This is a genomic window from Stenotrophomonas aracearum (assembly GCF_031834615.1).
Lineage (GTDB): Bacteria > Pseudomonadota > Gammaproteobacteria > Xanthomonadales > Xanthomonadaceae > Stenotrophomonas > Stenotrophomonas aracearum.
Genome location: NZ_CP115543.1, coordinates 1,507,831 through 1,533,334 on the forward strand (window position 1 = coordinate 1,507,831; position 25,504 = coordinate 1,533,334).

Below are 25,504 nucleotides of genomic sequence, written 5' to 3' on the forward strand. Positions count from 1 at the left end.
AAAGAATGGAAATGACCATCATTGAAAAGCCGGCGCGCGCGCTGCCGGTGCAGGACGCGCGGATCTACCCGCGCGGTGGGCTGGACGTGCTGTCCCGTGCGGAAGTGGCGCGCCTGCGCGACGCCTCCGGCGGCGGCATGCACGAGTTGCTGCGGCGCTGTGCGCTGGCGGTGCTGACCAGCGGCAGTGCCTCCGACGATCCGCGTGCGGCGCGCGATCTGTACCCCGACTTCGACATCCAGGTTGCCCAGCAGGACCGTGGCGTCCGCATCGACCTGGTCAACGCGCCGGCCATGGCCTTCGTGGACGGCGAGATCATCCGTGGCGTGGCCGAGCTGCTGTTCGCCGTGGTCCGCGACCTGGCCTACATGGCCATCGAGATGGGCCCGGCCTATGCGGCCGAGCTGGAGTCGTCCGAGGGCATCACCAATGCGGTGTTCGGGCTGCTGCGCAACGCGCGCATCCTCAACCCGGGCGACCCGAACCTGGTGGTCTGCTGGGGCGGCCACTCGATCGGCCGCGACGAGTACCTGTACACCAAGCAGGTCGGCTACGAGCTGGGCCTGCGCGGGCTGGACATCTGCACCGGCTGCGGCCCGGGTGCGATGAAGGGCCCGATGAAGGGTGCCACCATCGCCCATGCCAAGCAGCGCAAGCACACCACGCGCTATATCGGCCTGACCGAGCCGGGCATCATCGCCGCCGAGTCGCCGAACCCGATCGTGAACCACCTGGTGATCATGCCGGACATCGAGAAGCGTCTCGAAGCGTTCGTGCGCATCGGCCACGGCATCATCGTGTTCGCCGGCGGCGTCGGCACCGCCGAAGAGATCCTGTACCTGCTCGGCATCCTGCTGCGCGAGGAAAACAAGGACCTGCCGTTCCCGCTGATCCTGACCGGCCCGACCGTGGCCGCGCCGTACTTCGAGCAGATCGACCGCTTCATCCGCCTGACCCTGGGCGATGCCGCCGCCGAGCGCTACCAGATCATCATCGGCGACCCGGTGGCCGTGGCCCGGCAGATGTCGGCCGGCATCAAGCGCGTGCGCGAGCACCGCCTGGCGCAGAAGGACTCGTTCTTCTTCAACTGGTCCATCGAGATTCCGTGGGAGTACCAGCAGCCGTTCGTGCCGACCCATGAAGCCATGGCCGCGCTCGACCTGCACCACGGTCGCCCGCCGCATGCGCTGGCGGCCGACCTGCGCCGCGCGTTCTCCGGCATCGTCGCGGGCAACGTGAAGGAAGACGGCATGCGTCGCATCGAGCAGTTCGGTCCGTTCGAGATCCACGGCGACGCCGACATGATGCAGGCCCTGGACGAACTGCTGCGCGCCTTCGTCGAGCAGCGCCGGATGAAGATCTCCGGCGAGTACCAGCCCTGCTACCGGGTGCTGGCCTGAGCTGAACGGGCAGGGCGGACGGGGAGTCCGCCCGGCCCGCTCACCGTACGGGTGTCAACGGTTTGACGCCCGTCGCCCTTGGGCGACCGTTCGTCCCTCCGGCGCTTGCCGCTGGGCGGCGGGGCGTTCATTGTCCTGTCATCACGCTGGGGAGCGTTCCATGCAAACGCGTTTTTCAAAGGGCTTCACCCTGATCGAGCTGATGGTCACGGTCGCCGTCATGGCGATCCTGGCCACGATTGCCTTGCCCAGCTTCCAGTCGACGATCCGCAACAACCGCGTGGCCACGGCCAATAACGAAGTGGTTGGAATGGTCAACCTGGCCCGCAGCGAGGCCATCCGCAGCGGCCAGGGCGGCGTGGTCTGCGGCAGCAGCACGGGTGCGTCCTGCGATGGTGCCTGGGCCCAGGGCATCGCCGCCTTCAGTGACCCGGACGGCGACGGTGCCCCGACAGATGGCACCGTCCTGCGTTTCACCGATTTCAAGAGTTCATTGACAGTCACTGGTCCCGCTGCCGTCATCGCCTTCGATGCCCGCGGCCGCCGGCGGGACGCCAATGATCAGCTGCTGCGCATTCGCTCGGTGAAATGCAACACCAACGCGCAGCAGCAACGCACGTTGCGCGTCAATGCGTCCGGCCAGCTGCGCAGCACCAAGGAGATCTGTTCGTGAAGCCTTTTCATTCCCCGCGTCGGCAGAAGGGCGTTGGCCTGCTCGAGGTGCTGATCGCCGTGCTTGTGCTGGGCTTCGGCCTGCTGGGGTTCGCGCTCATGCAGACCATGAACGTGCGCTACGTGCAGAGTGCCAACTACCGGACCCAGGCCACCAACCTCGCCTATGACCTGATCGAGCAGATGCGCTCGAACCGCTACCAGGCCAGCTGGTACTCCGGTGCCAGTTTCACCCCCGGCAGCAAGACCGTGCAGAACGTCTGTGCGCCCGGCGCGGGTGCGGTCGCGCTGGCCGACAAGATGACCCTCTGGCAGTGCCAGGTCGTCCGGGCGCTGGGCAGCGATGCCGGCGCGCAGGTCACCGTCAACAACGGCGCGGTCACTGTGGCGATCACCTGGGGCGACCAGCGCTGGGATCCGAAAAATCCCGACCAGACCACCACCTTCGCCCTGGAAACCGAACTATGAACCGCGGCTCTTCCCGTCCCGCTTCGATGGCCGGTGTCTCGCTGGTCGAGATGATGATCGCGATGGTGATCGGCCTGCTGATCATGCTGGGTGTCATCCAGATCTTCTCAGCGTCGCAGACAGCATCCCGACTCTCTGAAGGCGCTTCGCGTGTGCAGGAGAATGCACGTTTTGCGCTGGAGTTCCTCGAGCGCGACCTGCGCATGGCCGGCCACATGGGCTGCGTCAACGACCAGGCCCATATCGTCAAGAACCTCGGTGACCCGGTAAACCATTTGGCCGCGGCGACCGGCAGCGGTTCGCCACTGGATTTCAGCGTGTCGATCCAGGGCTTCGAAGCTCCGAATACCGCGCCGGGGAACGCGTTGACGCTCGGTGGTACATGGACCGCGCCGACGCTTCCGAACACCATCAAGCTGTCACCTGACCCGGCCGGCGGCAGCGACGTACTCGTACTGCGTTTCCTGGGGGCCGAAGGTGTACCGGTCAACCAGATTGCGTTCGCCAGCAATAATTCCACGATCACCGGGGCGCAGGGTCCGATGGCGAGAGTCACGAAAGACGGCGTCGCCAATCCCACCCTGTTCGGGATCGCAGACTGTGGCCATGCCGACATTTTTGCCGGCAAGCTGAATGGAAACACCGTGGAGGCGGCAGGGGTCAACCTGAGCCGGTACACCGCACAGCCGACCGGGCAGACCATGCTGTATCGCGCCGAGTCGCTGGTCTACTACATCGCTCCCAATGCCACCACAGGTGTCAATGGATTGCGCCGCGCCCGCGCGGATTCCAGTGGAAACTACACCACCAACGAAGAGGTGGTGGAGGGCATCGAGAATCTGCAGCTGATGTTTGGGCTCGACAACACCCCGGTAATCGGGCTTGCAACGCCACCCGCAGGCAATATCACCCAATCGGCGGTCGCCAGCGGCGTCACCACCGATGCGAATGCCACAGGCGCAGGCCAGTGGCTGCGCGTTGGCCAGGTCAAGGTCGGGCTGCTTGCGGTAAGCCCGGAACGATCTTCCTCGGTAGCCGCGACCAACCGGCCCTCCGTGCTCGGTGTGGAGTTCGCACCCGCCGCGACCAATGATGTCCGTTACCGCTCTGGTTATGAGGTCTCCGTCGCCTTGCGCAATCGACTGTTCGGAAACTGACATGGCTACCAACTCGCGCTCTGCTCCCGCCATTACCTCAACGCAGAAACAACAGGGTGCCGTGCTGTACGTGGCGCTCATCATGCTGATCCTGCTCGCACTGCTGGGTATCGCCGGCATGCAAGTGGCAGGCATGCAGGAAAAGATGGCCTCCAATTACCGTGCCGCCAACCGCGCCTTCCAGAATGGCGAGGGCGTAGTACGCAATGCCGAGCGATCGGTGGAGAACATCGCCAATCGCAATGATGCGGCCCAAGGTGCCCTTGTCGCGGAAGGCGACATCAATCGCACCTGTGACGACGGCTACGACCCGGTGGAGTGGGCGATTAAAGTGCCCGCCGGCACGACTACCAAGGTCAACGTGCGCCAGATCGACAAATGCATCGTTGGCGAGGCCTCCCTGGACATGGGCGAGGCGCTGGATGAAACCACTCCCATCTATCAGATCACCGGGTTCTCGATTGACGACCCAGCAGCTGCATCGTCGGCTACGGTGATCGATACCATATTCAAACTTTGAGGGCGCGGGCGATGGTTTCGCAGAAGAAAAAGTGGTTCACCGCAGCGTCTATCGGCGTGCTGATGGCGGGAGGCTGGTTGACATACAGCCTGTTGGCAAAGCAGGGGCAGGGCACGCTTTCGCAGCAGCCGCTCAATATTCAGGTGCCAGCGACGCCTGCGTTCATCATGGCACTCGATGACTCCGGCTCCATGCTTTGGGAGGTACTGAACCCTACGCGCGACGGTGTCTATCGTTGGGTTGACGAGGGCAACCGGAATCGTACGACTGGCTTCTACTCGGGCTCGACGCCCTACGGGTATGGTATCGGCACCGGTCAGAACTATTACTACTTGACACCTTCCTACGATCGAAGTGGTGATGCCGCGCTTCCTCCGCTGGATGCATATGGCTTTGCTCGTTCCCCAGACGTGAACACGGCGTACTTTGATCCGCGCGATCTCTACCCGGATTGGAAAACCGGTGCGAAAGCGACGCCCAGCTATATGACCATCGATCCAAAGGCCGCGCCCCTGGATCCTCGTCCCGCCGGTGCGAGTGGCAAAAAGGCCGGCGTTCAAAATCTAACCGCAACAGAAACCAGAGTGGGCGCCGACTGGCGCTTTACCTTCCGTAGCGGGATGGTGCTGCCGTCGGGTGCGGCGATCGAGGCCAATCGATGCTCCACAGACGTTACCGATCGCAACATCAACAACAACTCCAACGCCTATACCGATGGCGACTTCCGTGTGCTGACACGGCAGGTTACGTTTACTGGCACATGCGTTGCGGCGCTTAGGTACTATCCGGCGACGTTCTATCTTGCCGAGAAAATGCCCGCGAGCTACGGATTCAAGGACGCAGCCATTGTGACGGTGACCAATCCGTTGCATGGCCGGCCTGGGACGCTCTATAAGTACGAGATCAGGTCGGATAATTTCACCTCCACCCCTCTCTATACGAGTGCGATCAATAACTTCGCAAATTGGTTCAGTTTCTATAGAACGCGCCGTGAAGCGTTGATCGGTGCGGCCACGAATGCACTTCATGAGCCAGAAAATCTTCGGGTGGGCTGGTTCCGCATCAACAGTCGTGGCACGGCCAAGATGTACAACATCACCGAGGAGTCGGAAAAGGTCGCACTCCTCAAGGACATCACCCAGAACATGCGTGCGAGTGGCAGTACGCCGAACCGCTCGGCGGCAGCGCACCTTGGAGCGCAGTTCCAGCGCGTTCAAAGCAGCAGCGACCCCAGTCCACCTGTGCTGTTGTCCTGCCAGAAGAATGCCGGGATGCTCTTCACTGACGGGTATATCAACGAGACTGGCAACAATACGCGCATGAGCAAGCTCGTCGCGCCCTATTACGACAGCTCCCTGGTCCCCGGTATCGAAAGTAACTCAGTCCCCGTTGCGGCTGATTGTCCGGATGGCAAGCTCGACTGCAAAAAGTCTCTCCATATGAACTTCTATGGCGTGACTTTGGGGACGCTGGGTGAGCAGTTCGGTGTGACTTACGTGCCAACGCCCTCGAAGCCTTGGATTCTGACGCCTGATCCGTACGAACAACCGCCGACCTTTGGCACCACCACCGTCGATCTGGCGCCCGGTGCGGTGGATGAGCTCTGGGAAGCCGTGCTCTATACCCACGGTGAGATGGTCAATGCCACCAAGCCGTCCGACATTACCGCTGCCATGCGTCGGATCATCAGCAATGTGTCGAAGGGGGCCACGCCTTCTGGTACCCGCTCGCTGACTGGTGCCCGTATCGGCAAGGGCTCTCTGTCGGTCGAGCCTTTCTATGAAGCTACCAACAGTGGTACGGACTGGTACGGAAAGCTGACGGCCTTCAAGCTGAGCGTGGATCCCGCGACGCGGGCGATTGTGTCCGAGAAGGCTTGGGAGGCATCAGAGCGCATGCCTGCGGCTGCCTCGCGCAAGGTCTGGATGCGAAAGAACGGCGAGGTCCAGCCGTTCATTGCCGACAATGTTAGTTTGGACGATCTCTGCAGCAAGCCGGCTGGCCTGTACGCGGGCATGAGGCGCTGTGGCACTATCGGTGCTCTTGCCGGCGACAACATCACCGCGGTGTCCTATCTGCTCGGCAACACTTCGCTGGAAGTGCGCAATGGAGGCAAGTTGCGTGATCGGACCACCGTGCTTGGTGACATCATCAATTCCACGCCGGTGTTGAGCTCGCCCACCGACGATTTCGGCTATCGCAAGCTGGGCACCATCGGCGACACTTATGTCAGCTATTTAGCCAGCAAGCGAGGTAATCGGCGTTACATGGTGTACGCCGGTGCCAACGACGGCATGCTCCATGCCTTCGACGGCGGTATGGGCTCTGATGGCGTCCAGGATGCGAATGGCGGCAAGGAAGTGTTCGGGTACGTACCGTCCACTTCGCTGGGGCACATGGGTAACCTGCTGGTACCGTTCGATTCGTCAGCTCAGCAGGACATGAGTTTCGAGCACCGTTACTATGTCGACGGCCCCGTGGTAGTGGGTGATGTCCACAACGGCAGCACCTGGGGCACCGGGCTGGTGGCAACTGCGGGCGCGGGCGGACGAAGTGTTTTCGCGCTGGACGTGACCGACCCGACGCAGTTCAAGAAGGCCAGCGTGCTTTGGGAACTGAATGATTTCGACACCCAGCTTGATGCCGTGGTTCGCGACAACATCGGCCACGTGCTCGGCAAGCCCGTGATCGTGCCGGTCAAGACCTCCTCTGGTTCTGGCACCGCATTCAAGGCCATCTTCGGTAACGGTGTGGAGAGCAAGAGTGGGAAGGCTGCGTTGTTCGTGGTCGACATGGTCGCGGGCACCAAGCCCAAAGTCACTACGTACGTCGTGGAAGAGGCGGGCACAAACCTGCCTGCTGGCAAGAACGGTCTGAACAACATCGTTGTCGTGGACCGCTGGTCGGATACCAACCAGGACAAGGCCGGCCGCGATGGCTACGCCGACACCGTGTATGCAGCCGACCAGAAAGGCGCCATCTGGAAGTTTGACCTGACCAGCACCAAGGCCCCGACGGTGCCGTTGTTCACTACCAAGACCAGTGTCGATACCGACAAACTGACTTATCGTCAGCCGATCATGGGGGGACTGACCACTACGGCCGGCCCGGCGGGTGGCGTGATGCTGTTGTTTGGTACGGGTAGCTTCTCCTATGTAGAGGACGGTCTGGACACTAGCGTGCAAGGTCTCTACGGGGTCAACGACACCAGTGGCAAGGCCGTGACCACGACGCTCACATCCGCGAACCTGCGGCCCATCACTGTAAGTAACGGAACGGCCGAACGGACCGTTACTCTTGGTACGAATCCCGCCAACAGCCAAGGCTGGACAGTGATACTGCCGGCTGGGGAGCGCTTTGTGGGAAGTCCGACGGTGACTGCAGGCATCGTGTTCATGCCGACCTATGTTCCGCAGCTGGGCAAGACGGGAGGATGCACCGTTGACGGTTCAAACTGGTTGTTCGGCTTGAACACCGGCACCGGTACCGCTGCACTTTCGCAGGTGCGCCAAGGTACGCCAGACGGGAAGTCCCCGAGCGCAGGCACGGCGGCATTGCCCTTGAGCACTGGGGGTAACGCACCGGTGCGTGACGTGACTACCTCAGTGGTGCCTCGCTTGTCCGCACCCGAAAAAACTGGCACCACTCCGCCGCCCACACCTCCGGGCTCGGCCTGCATGATGCAGGTGAGCGTGGCCGGTGCGCCGCCGATGTACCTGCCGTATCCCTGTGGCCGCCAGTCCTGGAGGCAGATCAAGTGAGGAAAACCGCCATGACCACGCCTCTCCGAAGCCGCGCGCGCGGCTTCACCCTGATCGAACTCATGATCGTGGTCGCAGTGGTGGCAATCATCGCCGCCATCGCGCTTCCCAACTACTCCGAGCACGTGCGTAAATCACGCCGTGCGCAGGCCAAGGCGGACCTGGTGGAGTACGCGGCATCTGCCGAGCGCTTCCATACGGTGAACAACACGTACGTCGGGTACACCTTCCCGAACGGGACGAACACGATCCAGTCGCCTCGCGAGGGGGGAACGGCCGCCTACACGATCACCATGAATACCGCTGCGCGGACGTTCACCCTCACTGCCACCGCTGGAACCGCGCAGTCCAAAGACAAGTGCAAGAACCTGTCGGTCAACCAGGCCAACGTCAAGACGGCAGGCACGACCCTGTCGGAGTGCTGGTAAGCGACCTGCAGGGTCCGGGAGGGGCTTGCAAGCCGGGAAATGGCTCCTTACAATGCGCCTCCCGCCCGAATAGCTCAGCCGGTTAGAGCACTTGACTGTTAATCAGGGGGTCGTTGGTTCGAGTCCAACTTCGGGCGCCAGTATCTGCAGAAGCCGCGAGCAATCGCGGCTTTTGTCGTTTCAGCGCGGGCAGTCGGTGATATCGCGTATCCGCAATGCCCGGGTCCGGCCCACGTTGTTGACGATGACCTGGCCGCTCAGCCCGCCGCCGGCGCAGATGTCGACTGTCGACGGGCTGCCGCCGCTGCGTCCGTCACCCTGGAAGCGCAGGCGCAGCCGGCCTTGGGACGTGGTGGCCCGCACCGTGGCGTCGCGGTAGCCCTCGCGGTACTGGAAGATGTCTTCCTCCGCAGGCGACGGCGTACGGGTACCCCGGTCGCGGTGGATCAACCAGCCCTGGCTCCAGTCGTGGCCACAGGTTCGGCCGTCCTCGCTGGGGCACACCGCCACCGGCGCGTTCCGGGTGATGGCCGTGCTGCGCGCGCTGTTGAAGACCGAAACCAGCGTCATGCGCAGGGTGTCTGCACGCACGCGGCTGACCGTGGCGCTGAATGAGGGCAGGGCAAGCAGGCAGAAGACAGCCAGCAGGGCCAGTGCCATGCACAACTCCAGCAGGGTAATGCCGCGCAGGCGACGGGAGTGGCGACGTGGCGGCAGCATGGGCGCACCCCGAGGGAAAGGACCCCCACCCTGAGCCCCGCCGACGCCCAGGCCCATCGGCGCTTCACGCCTTGCCGCGTAAGCCACCCCCTCAGCCAGCCGTCACCCAACCCCCCGGTATAATGGAAGGCCCGGTCTATGGCGGCACCATGAGCGATCGCTTCGAACTTGTATCTCCGTACTCCCCGGCGGGCGACCAGCCGGCGGCGATCGAGAAGCTGACGGCCAACTTCGAGGCCGGCATCGCCAAGCAGACCCTGCTCGGCGTGACCGGCTCGGGCAAGACCTACACCATCGCCAACGTGATCCAGCAGGTGCAGAAGCCGACCCTGGTGATGGCACCGAACAAGACCCTGGCGGCGCAGCTGTACGGCGAGTTCAAGGCGTTCTTCCCGCACAACGCGGTGGAGTACTTCGTCAGCTACTACGACTACTACCAGCCCGAAGCCTACGTGCCCTCGTCGGACACCTTCATCGAGAAGGACAGTTCGATCAACGAACATATCGAGCAGATGCGCCTGGCGGCGACCAAGACCCTGTTGTCGCGCCCGGATGCGATCGTGGTCGCCACGGTCTCGGCGATCTACGGCCTCGGCGCGCCGGAAGACTACCTGTCGCTGCGCCTGATCCTGTCCACCGGCGAGCGCATCGACCAGCGCGACCTGATCAACCACCTCACCCAGCTGCAGTACACCCGCAACGAGTACGAGCTGCATCGCGGTACCTTCCGCGTGCGTGGCGAGGTGATCGACATCTTCCCGGCCGAGTCGGACAGCGAAGCGGTACGCATCGAGCTGTTCGATGGCGAAGTCGAGCAGATCAGCATGTTCGATCCGCTCACCGGCGAAAGCCTGCGCCGGCTGCAGCGCTACACGGTGTACCCCAAGACCCACTACGCCACTACCCGCGAGCGCGTGCTGTCGGCGGTCGATACGATCAAGGCCGAACTCAAGGTGCGGCTGGAGCAGCTGTACGAGCAGAACAAGCTGGTGGAAGCGCAGCGCCTGGCGCAGCGCACCCAGTTCGACCTGGAAATGATGGCCGAGGTCGGGTTCTGCAACGGCATCGAAAACTATTCGCGGCACCTCACCGGCAAGGCCGCCGGCGAGCCGCCGCCGACCCTGTTCGACTACCTCCCGCCGGACGCGCTGCTGGTGATCGACGAGTCGCACGTGACCATTCCTCAGATCGGCGCGATGTACAAGGGCGACCGTTCACGCAAGGAAACGCTGGTGGAATTCGGGTTCCGGCTGCCGTCGGCGCTGGACAACCGACCGCTGCGTTTCGAAGAGTGGGAAGCGCGTTGCCCGCGCAGCATCTATGTGTCCGCGACGCCTGGGCCGTACGAACTGCGTGAGGCCGGCGACGAGATCACCGAGCTGGTGGTGCGCCCGACCGGCCTGATCGATCCGGTGGTGGAAATCCGCCCGGTCGGCACCCAGGTCGACGACCTGATGAGCGAGGTCACCGAGCGCATCAAGCTCGGCGACCGTGTGCTGGTCACCACGCTGACCAAGCGCATGGCCGAGAACCTCACCGAATACCTCACCGAACACGGCATCCGCGTGCGCTACCTGCACTCGGACATCGACACGGTGGAACGCGTGGAGATCATCCGCGACCTGCGCCTGGGCAAGTTCGACGTGCTGGTCGGCATCAACCTGCTGCGCGAAGGCCTGGACATGCCGGAAGTGTCGCTGGTGGCGATCCTCGATGCCGACAAGGAAGGCTTCCTGCGTTCGACCGGCTCGCTGATCCAGACCATCGGTCGCGCCGCGCGCAACCTGCGTGGCAAGGCGATCCTGTACGCGGACAAGATCACCCGCTCGATGCAGGCGGCGATCGAGGAAACCGACCGGCGTCGTGCCAAGCAGGTGGAGTACAACGAAGCGCACGGCATCGTGCCCAAGTCGGTGCTGCGCCCGATCGTGGACGTGCTGGAAGGCGCGCGCTCGGAAGCGGCCGAAAAGGAAGCGCGCGGCAAGGGCAAGGGGCGCGGTGGCAAGGTGGCCGAAGACGCGGTGGATTACCGCACGCTGGAGCCGGCCCAGATCGCCAAGCGGCTGCAGGCGCTGGAGCAGCAGATGTACCAGCACGCACGCGACCTGGAGTTCGAAGATGCCGCACGCGTGCGCGACCAGATCCGCCAGCTGAAGGAGCTCAGCCTGGGCTGAACAACCGGTTGTTAAAAACCTTCACAAAAGTGTTGCTCTTCACGCAGGACGTCCGTAATATACGCGGCCTGCACCGACGCAAACGCAGCGGGGCAGCGAGAAAAACGGGCGGTTAGCTCAGCGGTAGAGCACTACCTTGACATGGTAGGGGTCACAGGTTCGAACCCTGTACCGCCCACCACTCCAGTCCCAGCGACTGCGGTGGAACAACAGAAAAGCCGGCCATCAGGTCGGCTTTTTTGCTTTCTGCGCCCTGCGCCAGCGGAACTTCCCGACACCCTGTTTCGCACCCGGCCGATGGCACGGGCATCGCCGACTGTCCACGCTGTGCGTTCCATCGCAGCGGGTGTGCTGCATGTCGTGCGTGTCGCAGCAGTCCCCACGAATCTTTGCAGCGCCGTTGCCGATATTCGGCAAAGCCGCCGCAGCTGCGCTGCTGTGCGGCGCCTGCGGGGTGGTGTTCGCGCCGTTGCTGATGCCAGTGGTCACGGCGTGGTGCGCGCTGTGCGCCGGCGTCCTGCTCTGGTGCAGCTGGGGGCGTGGACGCTGGTGCGGCGCGTTGCTGGTGGGCATCGGCTGGACCACGGTGCAGGCGCAAGCCGGACTGGACATACAGCTGCCGGCCCATGCGACCTCCCGCGAGTACACCGTGCAGGGCAGGGTGGTGGACCTGCCGCAACACGGGCCGCGCAGCACCCGGTTCCGTATTCGCGTGGATGACGATCCAGCCCAGCCGACCCTGCTGCGCGGTCGCGAGTTGGCGCTGGCCTGGTACGACGCCACGCCTACCCGCGCGCCTGCACCGCGCCTGGCCGTGCAGGCCGGTGCCCGCTGGCAGTTCCAGGCGCGGCTGCGCCCGCCGCGTGGACTGCGCAACCCCGGCGGTTTCGATGCCGAGCGGCACGCGCTGCTGCAGCGGCTGGCCGGCACCGGGCATGTGCGCGCGGGCAGGGCGCTGGGCCCGCCGACGGGACTGCCGGCCTGGCGCGAGCGCATGGCCGCGGCCATCGCCGTGCAGGTGCCGGGCCCCGGCGCGCGCTTCGTGCAGGCGCTGGCGCTGGGCGACACCCGGGCGCTGGGGCAGCGTGACTGGGATGACCTGCGCGCGCTGGGCCTGACCCATCTGATCGCCATTTCCGGGTTCCACGTCGGGCTGGTCGCGGGGTTTGCGGCGGCACTGGCGTCGCTGGTGTGGCGGGTACTCCCGGTGCTGGGCCGGTACTGGCCACGGCCTCTGGCCGCGGCCTCGTCGGCCGTGGTCGGGGCCGCGCTGTACGCCGCAGCGGCCGGCTTCGCCCTGCCGACCGTGCGCACGGTGCTGATGATCGCGGTGGTGGCGCTGGCCCGCTGCACGCGGCGCCCCGGCACGGTCGGCCAGTCGCTGGCCCTGGCGGCATTGGCGGTGCTGCTGGTCGACCCACTGTCGCTGCTGGCGCCGGGGTTCTGGCTCAGTTTCGCCGGCGTGCTGTGGCTGGTCTGGTGCCTGCCGGGCCGCGACCTGCACTGGCTGCGCACCTTCCTGGCCGCGCAGGGCGTGGCCACGCTGGCGCTGCTGCCGCTGACCGTGGCGCTGTTCGGCCAGGCCTCGCGCGCCGGTCCGCTGGTCAACCTGCTGGCCATCCCGTGGTGGAGCCTGGTGGTGGTGCCGCTGTCACTGCTGGGCACGGGACTGGAAGCGGTGTACGAGGGCGCCGGGCGCTGGCCTTGGCGCGCGGCCGCCGCCTGTTTCGAGGCGAGCTGGTGGCTGTTCGGCACCGTCGCGCGGCAGCCTTGGGCGCTGTGGTGGGCGCCGTTGGCGGGCGCCGGCGCGGTGCCGGCCGCGCTGCTTGGCGTGTTCTGGCTGCTGCTGCCGCGCGCCGCCGGGGCACGCTTTCCGGCCCTGCTGCTGTGCCTGCCGCTGCTGTGGCCGGCCCGCGACCGCCCTGCGCCCGGCGAGGTCGAACTGCTGGTCATGGACGTGGGGCAGGGCCTGGCGGTGTGGGTGCGCACCCATCGCCACCGCCTGCTGTACGACGCCGGGCCGGCGGCAGAGGGCGGCTTCGACGCCGGCGAGCGGGTCGTCGTGCCGACCCTGCATGCAGTGGGCGAAGCCGGCCTGGACCGCGTGCTGCTCAGCCACGGCGACCGCGACCACGCGGGCGGCATGCCGGCCGTGCGCCTCCACTTCGGCACTCCGCCGCTGCATGCCCCGGCCGGTGCGGTCCGCGCCGACCTCACGCCGTGCCAGGCCGGGGATCGCTGGCGCTGGGACCAGGTCGACTTCACCGTCCTGCATCCGCCCGCGGGAATGGCCTACGCCGGCAATGCCAGCAGCTGCGTGCTGCGCATCCAGACCCTGCATGGCGCCGTGCTGCTGACCGGCGACATCGGCCACGCCGAGGAAGCGCGCCTGCTGGCGGCTGCCCCCGGCGCGTTGCGCGCCGAGGTCGCGCTGGTGGCCCACCATGGCAGCGCGGGGTCCTCCAGCCCTGACTGGATACAGGCGGTGGCGCCACGCCTGGCCATCGTCTCGGCCGGGCACGGCAACCGCTTCGGCCACCCGCGCCGGGAGGTGGTGCAGCGCTGGCGCGCGGCCAGCGCCGAGGTGCTGGGCACCGCAGACAGCGGCGCGCTGCGGATCTGGCTGGGCCGGGACGGGCTCCAGGTCCGCGAACAGCGTCTTTTCGAACGCCGTTGGTGGGATGCCGCGGAGCGGGCGCGGTCGGCTGCTATCCTATCGGCGGTCATGAACACGGTCGATGGGCCGGAGGGTTGAAACGTGTGGGAACTGGTCAAGGCCGGTGGCTGGCCGATGCTGCCGCTGCTGCTGTTGGGCGTACTGGCTTTGGCGATTGTCCTGGAGCGTTTCTGGACCTTGCGACGCAATGAGGTCCTGCCCCCGGGGCTGGGCCAGGAAGTGCGCAACTGGGCGGCGCGCGGCAAGCTCGACCCCACCCACATCCAGTCGCTGCGGGCCAACTCGCCGCTGGGCGCGTTGCTGGCCGTGGCGCTGGAAGCGCGCAATCGCCCGCGCGACCAGATCCGCGAGCGCATCGAAGATGCCGGCCGGCACCTGGTGCACCGCATGGAGCGTTTCCTGAACGCGCTGGGCACGATCGCCTCGGCCGGCCCGCTGCTGGGCCTGCTCGGTACCGTGGTCGGCATGATCCAGATGTTCATGGGCATCCTCGACCACGGCGTGGGCGACGTGAACCAGCTGGCCGGCGGTATCGGCAAGGCGCTGGTGTGCACCGCCACCGGCATGATCGTGGCCATTCCGGCGCTGATGTTCCATCGCTACTTCAAGGGCCGCATCGGCGGTTACGTGATCGAGATGGAAATGGAAGCGTCGGCACTGCTCGATGCGTTGGACGGCCGCCCCAGCGTTCTGAACACGCCGCCCCGCGCCGGCGCCGCCTCTGCGGCCGCTGCGCCTGTCACGGCCAAGGGCTGACGGATGCGCATCCGCAACGACCGGGTCCAGGACGAGGTGCATATCGATCTGGTGCCCCTGATCGACGTCATCCTCGTACTGATCATCTTCTTCGTGGTCACCACCACCTTCGACGCGCGCTCGACGCTGCAGCTGCAGCTGCCGACCGCCAGCCAGCAGGACACCACCGAGCCGCCGCGTTCGCTGAGCGTGCTGGTCAACGCCGAAGGCCGTTACTTCATCAACGACCAGGAAGTGCTGCGCACGGACGTCGAGTCGGTCAAGCAGACCATTGCCGCCGTCGCCGGCAGCGACCGTGAGCAGACCGTGCTGCTGCGCGCCGACGCGCGCACCCCGTACCAGGCCGTGGTCACCGCCCAGGACGCCCTGGGCCAGCTCGGTTTCCGCCGCATCGCCATCGCTACCGCGCCGGAGGTGCGTCCATGAGTAAACAACACGCGCCGATCTGGCCGATCTACAAGCGCCTGCTCGGCTACACCCGCGCCTACTGGGTGTTCATGGTTGCCGCTGTCATCGCGATGGTGGTCGAAGCGCTGGCCGGCTACCACTTCACCAAGCTGATGGAGCCGCTCGTCAACCGCGGCTTCGTCAATCCCGAGCCGCGCATGGCGGTGATCCTGCCGCTGACCATCCTCGGCCTGTTCATGATGCGCAGCCTGGCCACCCTGGTCAGCGACTACGCACTGGCCCGCACCGGCCGCAGCGTGGTCCGCGACCTGCGTGAGCAGGTGCTGTCCAAGTACCTGCACCTGCCGTCGTCGCACTTCGACAGCGAAGCCACGCCGGTCATGGTCAGCCGACTGAACTACGACACCGAGCAGGTCACCCAGGCCAGTGCGGACGCGCTCAAGACGCTGGTCGCCGACACCCTGACCATCATCGCCATGCTGGTGGTGATGCTGCAGATGAGCGTCAAGGTCACCGTGGCGATGCTGGTGGTGGTGCCGCTGATCGGCGTGATCGTGTCGTTCGTGGGCAAGCGCTACCGGCGCATCAGCCGCGGCATCCAGGACGGCATGGGCAGCATGGCGCAGACCGCCGAGCAGTCGCTGGCGGCGCAGCAGGAAGTGAAGGTGCACGGCACCCAGGCGCACGAGATTGCGCGCTATTCGCGCCTGGCGAACCGCATGCTCGGCCTCAACATGAAGGTGGAAACCACGCGCGCGCTGGCCTCCAGCACCGTGCAGTTCCTCGCCGCGCTGGCGCTGGCGGTGATCGTGTGGGTATCCACCCGCGAGGCACTCGCCGGGCGCTTGAACGCCGGCCAGTTCATGGGCCTGATGACCTCGATGATGGCCATCATTCCCTCGCTGCGCCGCCTGACCAGCGTGCAGACTTCGATCTCGCGCGGCGTGGCCGCCGCCGAACGCCTGTTCGGCATCCTCGACCTGCCGGTCGAGCGCGACCAGGGCAGCACGCGCGCCCAGCGCGTGCGCGGCGAACTGTCGTTCGAGCACGTGATGCTGCGCTATCGCGAAGATACCGGCATCGCGCTCGACGACATCACCTTCGTGGCCAAGCCGGGCACCGTCACCGCCATCGTCGGCCGCTCCGGCAGCGGCAAGACCAGCCTGATCCGCCTGGTGCCGCGCTTCTACGAACCCAGCGGCGGCTGCATCCGTCTCGACGGCGTGCCACTGGACGACTACCCGCTGGCCGACCTGCGCCGCCAGGTCGCGATGGTCGGGCAGAAGGTCATGCTGTTCGACGACACCGTGGGCGCCAACATCGCCTATGGCATGGATGCCACCGACGAACAGATCCGCAAGGCGGCCGAAGCGGCCAACGCGTGGGAGTTCATCGAACGCATGCCGCAGCAGCTGCAGACCCCGGTCGGTGAGAACGGTGCGCTGCTTTCCGGTGGCCAGCGCCAGCGCCTGGCGATCGCCCGCGCGATCCTGCGCGACGCGCCGGTGCTGATCCTGGACGAAGCCACCGCCGCGCTGGACAACGAATCCGAGCGGCTGGTGCAGGACGCACTGCAGCGCCTGATGCCCGAACGCACCACGCTGGTGATCGCGCACCGCCTGTCCACCATCGAACACGCCGACCAGGTGCTGGTGATGGACCACGGCCGCATCGTCGAGCGCGGCACCCACAGCGAGCTGCTGGCGCTGGGCGGGCTGTATGAACACCTGCACAAGATGCAGTTCCGCGAAAGGCAGTCCTGATGGCGTCGAAGGGGTCCCAGACGCCGTCGTACTGGTATGACGGCAGTGCGGTTCCGTTCGCCGCGCGCGTCCTGGCGCCGGTGTATGGCGGCGTGGTGGCGCTGCGTAGGGCGCTGTATCGGCGCGGCTGGTTCAAGCGCCACGCATTGCCGGTGCCGGTGATCGTGGTCGGCAACGTGACCGCCGGCGGCACCGGCAAGACGCCGCTGACCATCGCGCTGGTCGACCGCCTGCGCGAAGCCGGCTGGAAACCCGGCGTGGCCAGCCGCGGCTACGGCCGCGAAGACGCCAAGAGCGCGCGCTGGGTGGATGCGGATACCGAAACCGCGCTGGGCGGCGACGAGCCGGTACTGATCGCCTGGAAGACCGGCGTGCCGGTGCGGGTCGACGCCGACCGCGTGGCGGCCGGCAAGGCGCTGATCGAAGCCGGCTGCGACATCATCGTCTGCGACGACGGCCTGCAGCACTACCGGCTGGCGCGCGACGTCGAGATCGAAGTGGTCGACGCGCAGCGCCGCTATGGCAACGGGCGGCTGATCCCGGCCGGTCCATTGCGCGAACCGGCCAGCCGCGCGCGCGACTGCGACTTCCGCGTGGTCAACCTGGGTCAGGCCAGCGCCGACCCGGCCGCGCTCGCGTCGTGCGGGTTCGGCGAATGGGCGATGCAGCTGCATATCGACCGCGCCCAGCCGCTCAGCGGCGGCCGCGCCCGCGCGCTGTCGCACTTCCGTGGCCAGCGCGTACACGCGGTGGCCGGCATCGCGCACCCGCAGCGCTTCTTCGACATGCTGCGCGCGCAGGGCATCGGCGTGGTTCCGCATGCCTTCGCCGACCACCATGCCTACCAGCCGGCCGACCTGCGTTTCGGCAGCGAGCTGCCGGTACTGATGACCGAAAAGGACGCGGTGAAGTGCAAGGTGTTCGCCAACGAATGGCATTTCGCCGTGCCGTTGTCGGCCGACCTGCCGGCCGCGTTCTGGGTCGCACTGCTCGACCGCGTGGATAAACTCGGCAAGCGCTGAGCGCTGCCGTTTCGTTGCGTTTTTACCGGAGGTGCCCGCATGAGCCAGCCCGTCGATTTCGTTGTCGCCATTCCGGCGCGCTACGCCGCCTCGCGCCTGCCCGGCAAACCGCTGCGGCTGCTCGGCGGCACCCCGCTGGTGCGGCACGTGGCCGAACGCGCCCTGCAGGCCGGGGCACGCGAGGTCTGGGTGGCCACCGATGACACCCGCATCGCCGACGCGCTGCAGGGCCTGCCCACGGTGAAGGTGGCGATGACCGACCCCGGCCACGCCTCGGGCACCGACCGCCTGGCCGAGTGCGCGCGGCAGGCGGGCTGGTCGGACGACACCCTGGTGGTCAACCTGCAGGGCGACGAACCGTTCGCGCCGGCCGACGGCATCCGCGCCGTGGCCGAAGCGCTGGTCTACAGCGGGGCCGACATGGCCACCCTGGCGACCCCGGTCGAAGACGCCGAAACCCTGTTCGACCCGAACGTGGTCAAGGTGGTGCGCCAGCAGAACCTGGACGCGCTGTACTTCAGCCGCGCGCCGATCCCGTGGGACCGCGACGGCTTCGCGCGCTCGCGCGACAGCCTGTCCGGGCCGCACTGGCTGCGCCACATCGGCATCTATGCCTACCGCGCCGGGTTCCTGCAGCGCTTCGCCGCGCTGCCGCCGGGCCGGCTCGAACAGCTGGAGTCGCTGGAGCAGCTGCGGGTGCTGGAGGCCGGGCACCGCCTGAGCGTGGCGCTGTCCCCGGCGGCGTTCCCGCCGGGCATCGACACCCCGGCCGACCTGGAGCGTGCCGAGGCCTGGCTGGCCCGTCGTCAAATTGACGGTGGCACGACGGTTGCATGACGCGCAGTCCTGCATAATCACCGCATGAACGTACAGCTCGTCCAGGACCTTCCCGAATTCGCCACGTGGCTCAACGCCGCGCCGACCACCCTGACCGAACTGCGTGGTCGCCCGGTCGTACTCGCCTTCGTCAATGCCGGGTCGGTCTGGTGCGCGCAGCGCCTGGCCGAGCTGGGCCAGTGGCAGTCGCGCAACCCGGGCAAGCTGCAGCCGTTGATCCTGCAGGTGCCGCGCTTCGACTTCGAACGCACGCCCGAGCAGGCGCTGAAGCTGCTGCGCCGCCATGGCGTGGGGTCGCCGGCCCTGCTTGATGCGGACTGGGATGGCTGGCGCCGTTTCAACGTGACCGCCTGGCCGACCCTGGTGCTGCTGGATTCGCAGGGTAGGGAAGTGGACCGCCTGGTCGGCTTTGGCGACGACCTGGACCGCGCGCTCAACGCCCTGTGCCAGGGCATCGCCAGCCCGCTCGACGGCGACGCGCCGCGCCTGCGCGAGCTGAGCCCGGAGCCGCGCCTGCCGCTGCTGTTCCCGTCCGCGCTGGCAGTGAGCACCGAGCGGCTGTACATCGCCGACAGCGGCCACCACCGCATCCTCGAATGCAGCCATGCCGGCCGCGTGCTGCGCCAGTTCGGCCTGGGCACTGCCGACATGATGGACGGTGGCCCCGGCGAGGCCGCCTTCAACCGGCCGCAGGGGCTGGCGCTGGAGCGTGAGTGGCTGTACGTGGCCGACACCGGCAACCACGCGCTGCGCCGCGTCCATCTGCTGACCGGCCAGGTCGACACCCTGTGCGGCAACGGCCGTCCGGGCGAGCCGCGCGAAGGCGCGGTGGCCGACCCCCGCCAGGCGCCGTTGAACCATCCGCAGGGCATCGCCGTGGCCGACAACCAGGTCCACATCGCGATGGCCGGCGACAACCGCATCTGGAGCTACCACCTGGGCCAGCGCACGCTGTCCTGGCGGGCCGGCTCCGGCGCGATGGACGAGCGCGACGGCAGCGGCCACATGGCCGCCTTCGCGCAGCCGACCGCGCTGGCCGCCGTGCAGCAGGTCCTGTACGTGTGCGATGCACTGGGTTCGTCGATCCGCTCGATGCAGCTGCGTGGCGACCTCGTCCAGACCCTGGTCGGGCAGGGACCGTGGTCCTTCGGCGAACAGGATGGCCCGCGCACCACCGCGTTGCTGCAGTATCCGCAGGCGATCGCGATGAGCCCGGACGCCCCGGTGCTGTGGATCGCCGACGCTGGCAACGGCCGCCTGCGCACCCTGCGCCTGGGCGGCGGGGAATTGAGTACGGTGGAGCTGCCGCGTCGCCTGCACGGCCCGTCCGGGCTGGCACTCGGCGGCGGGGCGGTCTGGATTGCCGAAACCGACGCGCACGCCGTGCTGCGGTTCGACCCGGTCAGCGGCGTACTGAGCGACGTGCCGATCAGCGAATGACCCTGCCCACCGCACCGGCCTTCGACGGCAAGGCATTCGCGGCCCACCTGAGCACCGCGCCCGGCGTGTACCGCATGTACGCCGCTGACGACACCCTGTTGTACGTCGGCAAGGCGCGCGCCCTGCGCAACCGGGTCGGCAGCTACTTCAACGGGGCGCCCAAGACCACGCGGATCATGTCCATGCTGTCGCAGGTCGCGCGCATGGACGTCACCGTCACCCGTTCCGAAGCCGAAGCGCTGCTGCTGGAAAACCAGCTGATCAAGTCGCTGTCGCCGCGCTACAACGTCTCGCTGCGTGACGACAAGACCTACCCGCACGTGTTGCTGACCCGCGAGGAGTGGCCGCGCATCGCGCTGCATCGCGGCCCGCGCGCGGTGCCCGGGCGTTACTTCGGCCCGTACCCGGGCGTGACCGCGGTGCGCGAAACGCTCAACCTGATGCACAAGCTGTTCAAGCTGCGCAACTGCGAGGACAGCGTGTTCCGCAACCGCTCGCGGCCGTGCCTGCAGTACCAGATCGGTCGCTGCAGCGCGCCCTGCGTGGCGCTTGTTGCTGAAGACGACTACGCCGAGTCGGTGCGCCGCGCGTCGCTGTTCCTGGAAGGCAAGAGCGACCAGCTCACGCGTGAACTGGGCACCCAGATGCAGGCCGCCAGCGAAGCGCTGGAATTCGAACAGGCCGCGCGCCTGCGCGACCTGGTCGCCTCGCTGCGCAGCATGCAGACCCGCCAGTACGTCGACGGCCGCGCCGCCGACCTGGACGTGCTCGCCTGCGCCACCCAGGGTGCCAATGCCTGCGTGATGCTGCTGGCGTTCCGCGACGGTCGCAACATGGGCACGCGGCCGTTCTACCCGCGTACCAATGGCGAGGAAAGCGCCGAGGAAGTGCTGGGCGCCTTCGTGTCCCAGTACTACGCCGAACAGACCCCGCCGCGCGAGATCCTGCTCGACCGCGAGATCCCCGATGCCAGCCTGATCGAGTCCGCCCTGAGTACCTCGGCCGACTACAAGGTGCAGCTGAAGTGGAACGTGCGTGGCGAGCGCGCCGGCTATGTGGAACTGGCCAGCCGCAACGCGCAGATCACCCTGGTCAGCGAGCTCACCAGCCGCAGCGCGCAGCACGCGCGCAGCGAAGACCTGCGGCAGATGCTCGGCCTGGCCGAACAGGTCAAGCGCGTGGAGTGTTTCGACATCAGCCACACCATGGGCGAAGCCACGGTGGCCTCGTGCGTGGTGTTCGACGCCAGTGGCCCGGTGCGCAGCCAGTACCGTCGCTACAACATCAGCGGCATCGAGCCGGGCGACGACTACGCAGCCATGCGCCAGGCGATCGACCGCCGCTTCCGCCGCGCGGTGGAAGAAGAGGGCGTGCTGCCCGACCTGCTGCTGATCGACGGCGGCGCCGGCCAGCTCGCCCAGGCCCAGGCGGCCCTGGCCGACCTCGGCGTGGAAGGGGTGATGCTGGTCGGCGTGGCCAAGGGCGTGGAACGTCGCGCCGGGCATGAAGCTCTGGTGCTGCCCGACGGCCGCGAGCTGCGCCCGGGCGCGGCGTCGCCGGCGCTGCAGTTCATCCAGCAGGTGCGCGACGAAGCGCACCGGTTCGCGATCACCGGCCATCGCGGTCGCCGCCAGAAGGCGCGCATGACCAGCAAGCTGGAAGACATTCCCGGGATCGGGCCGCGCCGTCGCGCCAGCCTGCTCAAGCATTTTGGTGGCCTGGTCGGTCTGAAAGCGGCCGGCGAAGCGGAAATCGCGAAGGTCGAAGGCATCAATGACGCCCTTGCCGCACGCATCTACGCTAACCTTCATGGACTGCCCACGCCCCCTGCGGCCGGCGAGTAGAGAGACGCAATGAAGTTGACCCTCCCCACCTGGCTGACGCTGCTGCGGATCGTGATGATCCCGGTGCTGGTGCTGGTGTTCTATCTCCCCTACACCTGGACCAACTTCGCCTCGGCGGCGATTTTCGGGCTGGCGGCGCTGACCGACTGGCTGGATGGCTGGATCGCCCGCCGCTACGACCTGGCCTCGGCGTTCGGTGCCTTCCTCGATCCGGTCGCAGACAAATTGATGGTGGCGGTGGCGCTGTTCCTGATCGTGCAGGGTCATCCGACCCCATGGATGGCGTTCTGGGCGGCGGTGATCGTCGGCCGCGAGATTGCGGTGTCGGCGCTGCGCGAATGGATGGCCGAGATCGGCCAGCGCGCGAAAGTGCGCGTGGCGCTGATCGGCAAGATCAAGACCACCGCGCAGATGGTCGCGCTGTTGTGCCTGCTGTATTCGGTCGCGCCGAACACGCCGGTGTCCGACATCTGGATGGGCGAACCGGTGTTCCATATCGGTGACTGGACCCTGGCCATCGCGGCCGTGCTCACGCTGTTCTCCGGGCTGCAGTACCTGCACGCCGCATGGCCGAGCCTGCGCGAGGACGAGCGCGCCGCACGCGAAACCGCGCGTGCGAAAAAGAAGGGCTGAGGGCTGTTGACAGCACCGCATTTGGCTGTAGAATTTCGCCTCCCAAGCGGGAATAGCTCAGTTGGTAGAGCGCAACCTTGCCAAGGTTGAGGTCGCGAGTTCGAGTCTCGTTTCCCGCTCCAGATACAGAGAAAAGCGACCCACGGGTCGCTTTTTTCATTTCAGGCCGTCGCAGTCGAATCACGCTGAATATCGCTGCATAAACCTGTTGACGACGTGAAGGATTACCGACACAATAGCGCTCCTTCGACGCAGGTCGACGGAAAACGCAACAAATCTGCGGGAATAGCTCAGTTGGTAGAGCGCAACCTTGCCAAGGTTGAGGTCGCGAGTTCGAGTCTCGTTTCCCGCTCCAGATTGTGTCGCGATGTGAAAGAGCTGGTGTGTTTCCAGTGGTTTTGGTAACATATCCGCTTGATTCTGCGGGAATAGCTCAGTTGGTAGAGCGCAACCTTGCCAAGGTTGAGGTCGCGAGTTCGAGTCTCGTTTCCCGCTCCAGATTCCCGGCCTGGTGGCAGAGTGGTCATGCAACGGATTGCAAATCCGTGTACGCCGGTTCGATTCCGACCCAGGCCTCCAGTTGTTGAGAAACCCCGCTTCGGCGGGGTTTTTCGTTTCTGCTGCCGTCCTTCACCCGCCCCGTACAACGCCCTGCCTACTGTGCAGGAACGTTCCTGATCGAGGTGTTCGATGTATCTGGCCATGTGGATTGCGGCTGCCGGGGTACCCGGTTCGTTCTGGGATTCGCCCAGCAACGTCAGCGGCGCGGTGGTGCTGGGGTTCGGGGTGGCGGCCATCGCCCTCTCGTTCGGCCTGGCCAAGGTGTTCAAGCGCTTCAACGGCGTGGCCTGGATGGTCCTCGGGGCAGGCCTGGCCATTGCCGCCTACGGCATCTGGCGGATAAGCGCCTGACATCATGCTGTCACCGCAGTACCGGCATGCTGTCAACGTGTCGGTTTCAACTTGCTGAACGGTTCAGTTCACCAGCGAGGCCGGTTGCGCCACTGGTTGACTTCGCGCGAAGAGCGTGAAAGGGTGGAGTGAAACGTGGGTGAAGTTCCGTTGCCACCCAGCAGCGGAGCGGCAGGCGCAAGCCTGGCAGGGGGGAATTGCTCGTCTCGATCGCAGAGCAGGTCCAAGGGAGGTCGTATGCAATACGGCGCGAATGACCTGGCCAACGGTGTGCGCACCGAGCTGGAGGCCAGTTACAGCAAGCATGGATGTGGGCCGGAGTTCTGGACGACGTATCAGCAGGTGCTGGAGCGCCTGGTGCCGCAGGGGCGCAGCCGTACCCAGGTGACCAACGAGCTGGCCATGATCATTGAACAGCTCGGGATCGTCCGGCGCGCGCAGATGGTGCCGCCGCCGAGCACGCGGGTGCGCTGAATCCGGTTGGGGAACCGGCGCCAGGGAATCGGCGGTTACAGCCGTTGCAGACCCAATCCCAGCAGGACCAGCAGGCACGCCAGCGCCGCCAGCACGCGCGGCCGCAGCCAGCGCCGGGGCCTGCCCTGCAGTGCATTGGCACTGGCCATCCGCACCAGCCCTGTCGGGAACCGCCACGCGCGCATCTGCGCATCGCAAGCGTCCACGCAGGCGCCGCAGGCGATGCAGTCCGGCAGCGGTGCGCTGCGCACATCCAGCTGCATCGGGCACGCCTGCATGCAGGCCGCGCAATCCACGCAGTCGCCCAGGCGGTCTTCGTTGAACCGTGGCGGTGGCCCGGCCAGCGCCGGGTGCGCCGCGCGGAACGCATAGTCGCTGGCGCTGGTCGGGTCGAGCAGGCCACGGCCGCGTTGCGTGACGCTGCCCGTGCCGCGCCCGCGCGGGCCCCGCGGTTCGGCGCGGCGCGCGTCGTAGCAGACCTGAGGGGTATCGTCGTCGCACAGCAGCGGGACCACGCGTGCATACGGACACAGGTCGATGCAGACCTGCTCGCGCAGGAAGCCGGCGTTGCCCCAGGTTGCGGTGGCGTAGAACAGGACCCAGAACCGTTCCCAGCCGCTCCAGCGGGACGGCCAGAACCCGGCCACCAGGTCGTGGATGGGCGTGAACAGCCCGACGAAGGTGATCCCGGTCCACAGCGCGACCAGCGCCCACGCCAGCTGCGTGGCCACCGCTGCGGCGCTGGGTCGGGGCAGCCATCGCATGCAGCCGCGCTCGATCCAGCGGAACAGGCCGCTCCATAGCGTCTGCGGACAGGCATGCCCGCACCAGACCCGGCCGGCCACGGTGGTCAGCAGCACCAGCGAACAGGCCATCACCGCGATCAGACCGAGCAGCATGCCGAGGTCCTGTGGCCACAGGGTCCAGCCGAACAGGTCGAAGCGACGCCCCGGCAGGTCCAGCAGCAGCGCCTGGCGGCCCTCCCAGCGCAGCCAGGGCAGGGCGTAGAAGCCGCCCAGCAGCAGCGCGGACAGCAGCGAACGCCAGCGCAGGGCAGGGCGCGCAACCGGGGCGCAGGACGTGCTCACCCGAGCGGCAGCTCGTCGTCGTCGCGCGGCAGTGGTCGGAGCAGGTAGCCGGTAACCGCACTGGCCATCGCCGTCACTGCCCAGAACATGAAGAAGCCGAGGGTGTAGCCCAGCTCGCGGCTCACCGCGTGGCCGGGAAAGCTGATCTCGCCCAGCCGCAGCGGGTCCACGAACGCGAAGAACACCACGCTGGCCAGCCCGGCGGCGATGAAGCTGGGCCACAGCACCGCGCCCCAGTGCTGGACCAGCGTGCGGCGGTGGCGTCGGGTCGGTTCGTTCAGCGGCGTCATGGCCTGCACGGTAGGCCCTGCGACAGCACGCCACATTGATCCTGATCAAACCGGCGTAGC

The 25,504-nt window shown here is 66.6% G+C and carries 22 protein-coding genes and 6 tRNA genes; 25 read left to right on the forward strand and 3 right to left on the reverse strand.

What is annotated here, in order from left to right; genetic code table 11:
• The first annotated feature begins 11 nt into the window (after nucleotides 1-11).
• From ppnN to PDM28_RS06990, 8 genes are all read left to right on the forward strand, one after another.
• Nucleotides 12-1,400: a nucleotide 5'-monophosphate nucleosidase PpnN gene (gene ppnN / locus PDM28_RS06955; RefSeq protein WP_102945908.1), complete on the forward strand. Its 1,389-nt coding sequence runs from the start codon at nucleotides 12-14 to the stop codon at nucleotides 1,398-1,400.
• Nucleotides 1,401-1,560: 160 nt separating this feature from the next.
• Nucleotides 1,561-2,073, forward strand: a complete 513-nt coding sequence (locus PDM28_RS06960; protein ID WP_311184276.1) for a GspH/FimT family pseudopilin — start codon at nucleotides 1,561-1,563, stop codon at nucleotides 2,071-2,073.
• Nucleotides 2,064-2,540 (forward strand): type IV pilus modification protein PilV, encoded by a 477-nt coding sequence (gene pilV, locus PDM28_RS06965; RefSeq protein ID WP_311184664.1) that lies wholly within the window; start codon nucleotides 2,064-2,066, stop codon nucleotides 2,538-2,540. The genes PDM28_RS06960 and pilV overlap by 10 nt, the downstream gene beginning before the upstream one ends.
• Complete coding sequence (locus tag PDM28_RS06970) at nucleotides 2,537-3,697, forward strand: PilW family protein (RefSeq protein ID WP_311184277.1); 1,161 nt, start codon at nucleotides 2,537-2,539, stop codon at nucleotides 3,695-3,697. The genes pilV and PDM28_RS06970 overlap by 4 nt, the downstream gene beginning before the upstream one ends.
• Nucleotide 3,698: 1 nt before the next feature.
• Nucleotides 3,699-4,217, forward strand: coding sequence for a pilus assembly PilX family protein (locus PDM28_RS06975; RefSeq protein ID WP_311184278.1), 519 nt, complete (start codon nucleotides 3,699-3,701; stop codon nucleotides 4,215-4,217).
• 11 nt (nucleotides 4,218-4,228) lie between these two features.
• Complete coding sequence (locus PDM28_RS06980) at nucleotides 4,229-7,978, forward strand: pilus assembly protein (protein ID WP_311184279.1); 3,750 nt, start codon at nucleotides 4,229-4,231, stop codon at nucleotides 7,976-7,978.
• Between the two features lie 11 nt (nucleotides 7,979-7,989).
• Entirely contained in the window at nucleotides 7,990-8,406 is a 417-nt protein-coding gene (locus PDM28_RS06985; RefSeq protein WP_311184280.1) for a type IV pilin protein, read from the forward strand.
• Nucleotides 8,407-8,469: 63 nt separating this feature from the next.
• Nucleotides 8,470-8,546 (forward strand) — tRNA-Asn (locus tag PDM28_RS06990).
• 40 nt (nucleotides 8,547-8,586) lie between these two features.
• On the opposite strand, the gene PDM28_RS06995 is transcribed toward PDM28_RS06990, so the two are convergent.
• Nucleotides 8,587-9,126: a GspH/FimT family pseudopilin gene (locus PDM28_RS06995; RefSeq protein ID WP_311184281.1), complete on the reverse strand. Its 540-nt coding sequence runs from the start codon at nucleotides 9,124-9,126 to the stop codon at nucleotides 8,587-8,589.
• A 149-nt stretch (nucleotides 9,127-9,275) separates the two neighbouring features.
• Here PDM28_RS06995 and uvrB point away from each other — a divergent pair, with 149 nt between their 5' ends.
• The 17 genes from uvrB (at nucleotide 9,276) to PDM28_RS07080 (ending at nucleotide 24,066) form a co-directional block, all read left to right on the forward strand.
• Nucleotides 9,276-11,300 (forward strand): excinuclease ABC subunit UvrB, encoded by a 2,025-nt coding sequence (uvrB, locus tag PDM28_RS07000; RefSeq protein ID WP_311184282.1) that lies wholly within the window; start codon nucleotides 9,276-9,278, stop codon nucleotides 11,298-11,300.
• 106 nt (nucleotides 11,301-11,406) lie between these two features.
• Nucleotides 11,407-11,481 (forward strand) — tRNA-Val (locus tag PDM28_RS07005).
• Between the two features lie 174 nt (nucleotides 11,482-11,655).
• Nucleotides 11,656-14,055: a DNA internalization-related competence protein ComEC/Rec2 gene (locus PDM28_RS07010; protein ID WP_311184283.1), complete on the forward strand. Its 2,400-nt coding sequence runs from the start codon at nucleotides 11,656-11,658 to the stop codon at nucleotides 14,053-14,055.
• A gap of 3 nt (nucleotides 14,056-14,058) precedes the next feature.
• Entirely contained in the window at nucleotides 14,059-14,733 is a 675-nt protein-coding gene (locus PDM28_RS07015) for a MotA/TolQ/ExbB proton channel family protein (RefSeq protein ID WP_070209311.1), read from the forward strand.
• A 3-nt stretch (nucleotides 14,734-14,736) separates the two neighbouring features.
• Nucleotides 14,737-15,159, forward strand: coding sequence for an ExbD/TolR family protein (locus PDM28_RS07020; RefSeq protein ID WP_070209310.1), 423 nt, complete (start codon nucleotides 14,737-14,739; stop codon nucleotides 15,157-15,159).
• Nucleotides 15,156-16,904: a lipid A export permease/ATP-binding protein MsbA gene (gene msbA, locus PDM28_RS07025; RefSeq protein WP_311184284.1), complete on the forward strand. Its 1,749-nt coding sequence runs from the start codon at nucleotides 15,156-15,158 to the stop codon at nucleotides 16,902-16,904. Before PDM28_RS07020 ends, msbA begins: the two co-directional genes overlap by 4 nt.
• Nucleotides 16,904-17,926, forward strand: coding sequence for a tetraacyldisaccharide 4'-kinase (gene lpxK, locus PDM28_RS07030; protein WP_102945815.1), 1,023 nt, complete (start codon nucleotides 16,904-16,906; stop codon nucleotides 17,924-17,926). The genes msbA and lpxK overlap by 1 nt, the downstream gene beginning before the upstream one ends.
• A gap of 39 nt (nucleotides 17,927-17,965) precedes the next feature.
• Nucleotides 17,966-18,763: a 3-deoxy-manno-octulosonate cytidylyltransferase gene (gene kdsB / locus PDM28_RS07035; protein ID WP_311184285.1), complete on the forward strand. Its 798-nt coding sequence runs from the start codon at nucleotides 17,966-17,968 to the stop codon at nucleotides 18,761-18,763.
• Between the two features lie 24 nt (nucleotides 18,764-18,787).
• Nucleotides 18,788-20,203 (forward strand): hypothetical protein, encoded by a 1,416-nt coding sequence (locus PDM28_RS07040; RefSeq protein ID WP_311184286.1) that lies wholly within the window; start codon nucleotides 18,788-18,790, stop codon nucleotides 20,201-20,203.
• A complete protein-coding gene (gene uvrC / locus PDM28_RS07045) occupies nucleotides 20,200-22,047 on the forward strand; it encodes an excinuclease ABC subunit UvrC (protein WP_311184287.1) in 1,848 nt (615 codons plus the stop codon). Before PDM28_RS07040 ends, uvrC begins: the two co-directional genes overlap by 4 nt.
• A 9-nt stretch (nucleotides 22,048-22,056) precedes the next feature.
• Entirely contained in the window at nucleotides 22,057-22,680 is a 624-nt protein-coding gene (gene pgsA / locus PDM28_RS07050) for a CDP-diacylglycerol--glycerol-3-phosphate 3-phosphatidyltransferase (RefSeq protein WP_070209304.1), read from the forward strand.
• 46 nt (nucleotides 22,681-22,726) lie between these two features.
• Nucleotides 22,727-22,802, forward strand: a tRNA-Gly gene (locus PDM28_RS07055).
• A gap of 157 nt (nucleotides 22,803-22,959) precedes the next feature.
• Nucleotides 22,960-23,035: transfer RNA gene (locus tag PDM28_RS07060), tRNA-Gly, on the forward strand.
• A gap of 67 nt (nucleotides 23,036-23,102) precedes the next feature.
• Nucleotides 23,103-23,178, forward strand: a tRNA-Gly gene (locus PDM28_RS07065).
• Nucleotides 23,179-23,185: 7 nt separating this feature from the next.
• Nucleotides 23,186-23,259 (forward strand) — tRNA-Cys (locus PDM28_RS07070).
• A 111-nt stretch (nucleotides 23,260-23,370) separates the two neighbouring features.
• Nucleotides 23,371-23,592 carry a hypothetical protein gene (locus PDM28_RS07075; protein WP_102945811.1) on the forward strand — a complete coding sequence of 74 codons (222 nt, stop codon included), beginning with the start codon at nucleotides 23,371-23,373 and terminating at the stop codon, nucleotides 23,590-23,592.
• A 237-nt stretch (nucleotides 23,593-23,829) separates the two neighbouring features.
• Nucleotides 23,830-24,066, forward strand: coding sequence for a hypothetical protein (locus PDM28_RS07080; RefSeq protein ID WP_070207242.1), 237 nt, complete (start codon nucleotides 23,830-23,832; stop codon nucleotides 24,064-24,066).
• A 35-nt stretch (nucleotides 24,067-24,101) separates the two neighbouring features.
• On the opposite strand, the gene PDM28_RS07085 is transcribed toward PDM28_RS07080, so the two are convergent.
• Complete coding sequence (locus tag PDM28_RS07085) at nucleotides 24,102-25,154, reverse strand: 4Fe-4S dicluster domain-containing protein (protein ID WP_311184288.1); 1,053 nt, start codon at nucleotides 25,152-25,154, stop codon at nucleotides 24,102-24,104.
• The gene (locus PDM28_RS07090; protein ID WP_425507643.1) at nucleotides 25,151-25,444 is read right to left on the reverse strand and encodes a hypothetical protein; all 294 of its coding nucleotides are present in this window, start codon (nucleotides 25,442-25,444) and stop codon (nucleotides 25,151-25,153) included. The genes PDM28_RS07085 and PDM28_RS07090 overlap by 4 nt, the downstream gene beginning before the upstream one ends.
• Nucleotides 25,445-25,504 lie beyond the last annotated feature (60 nt).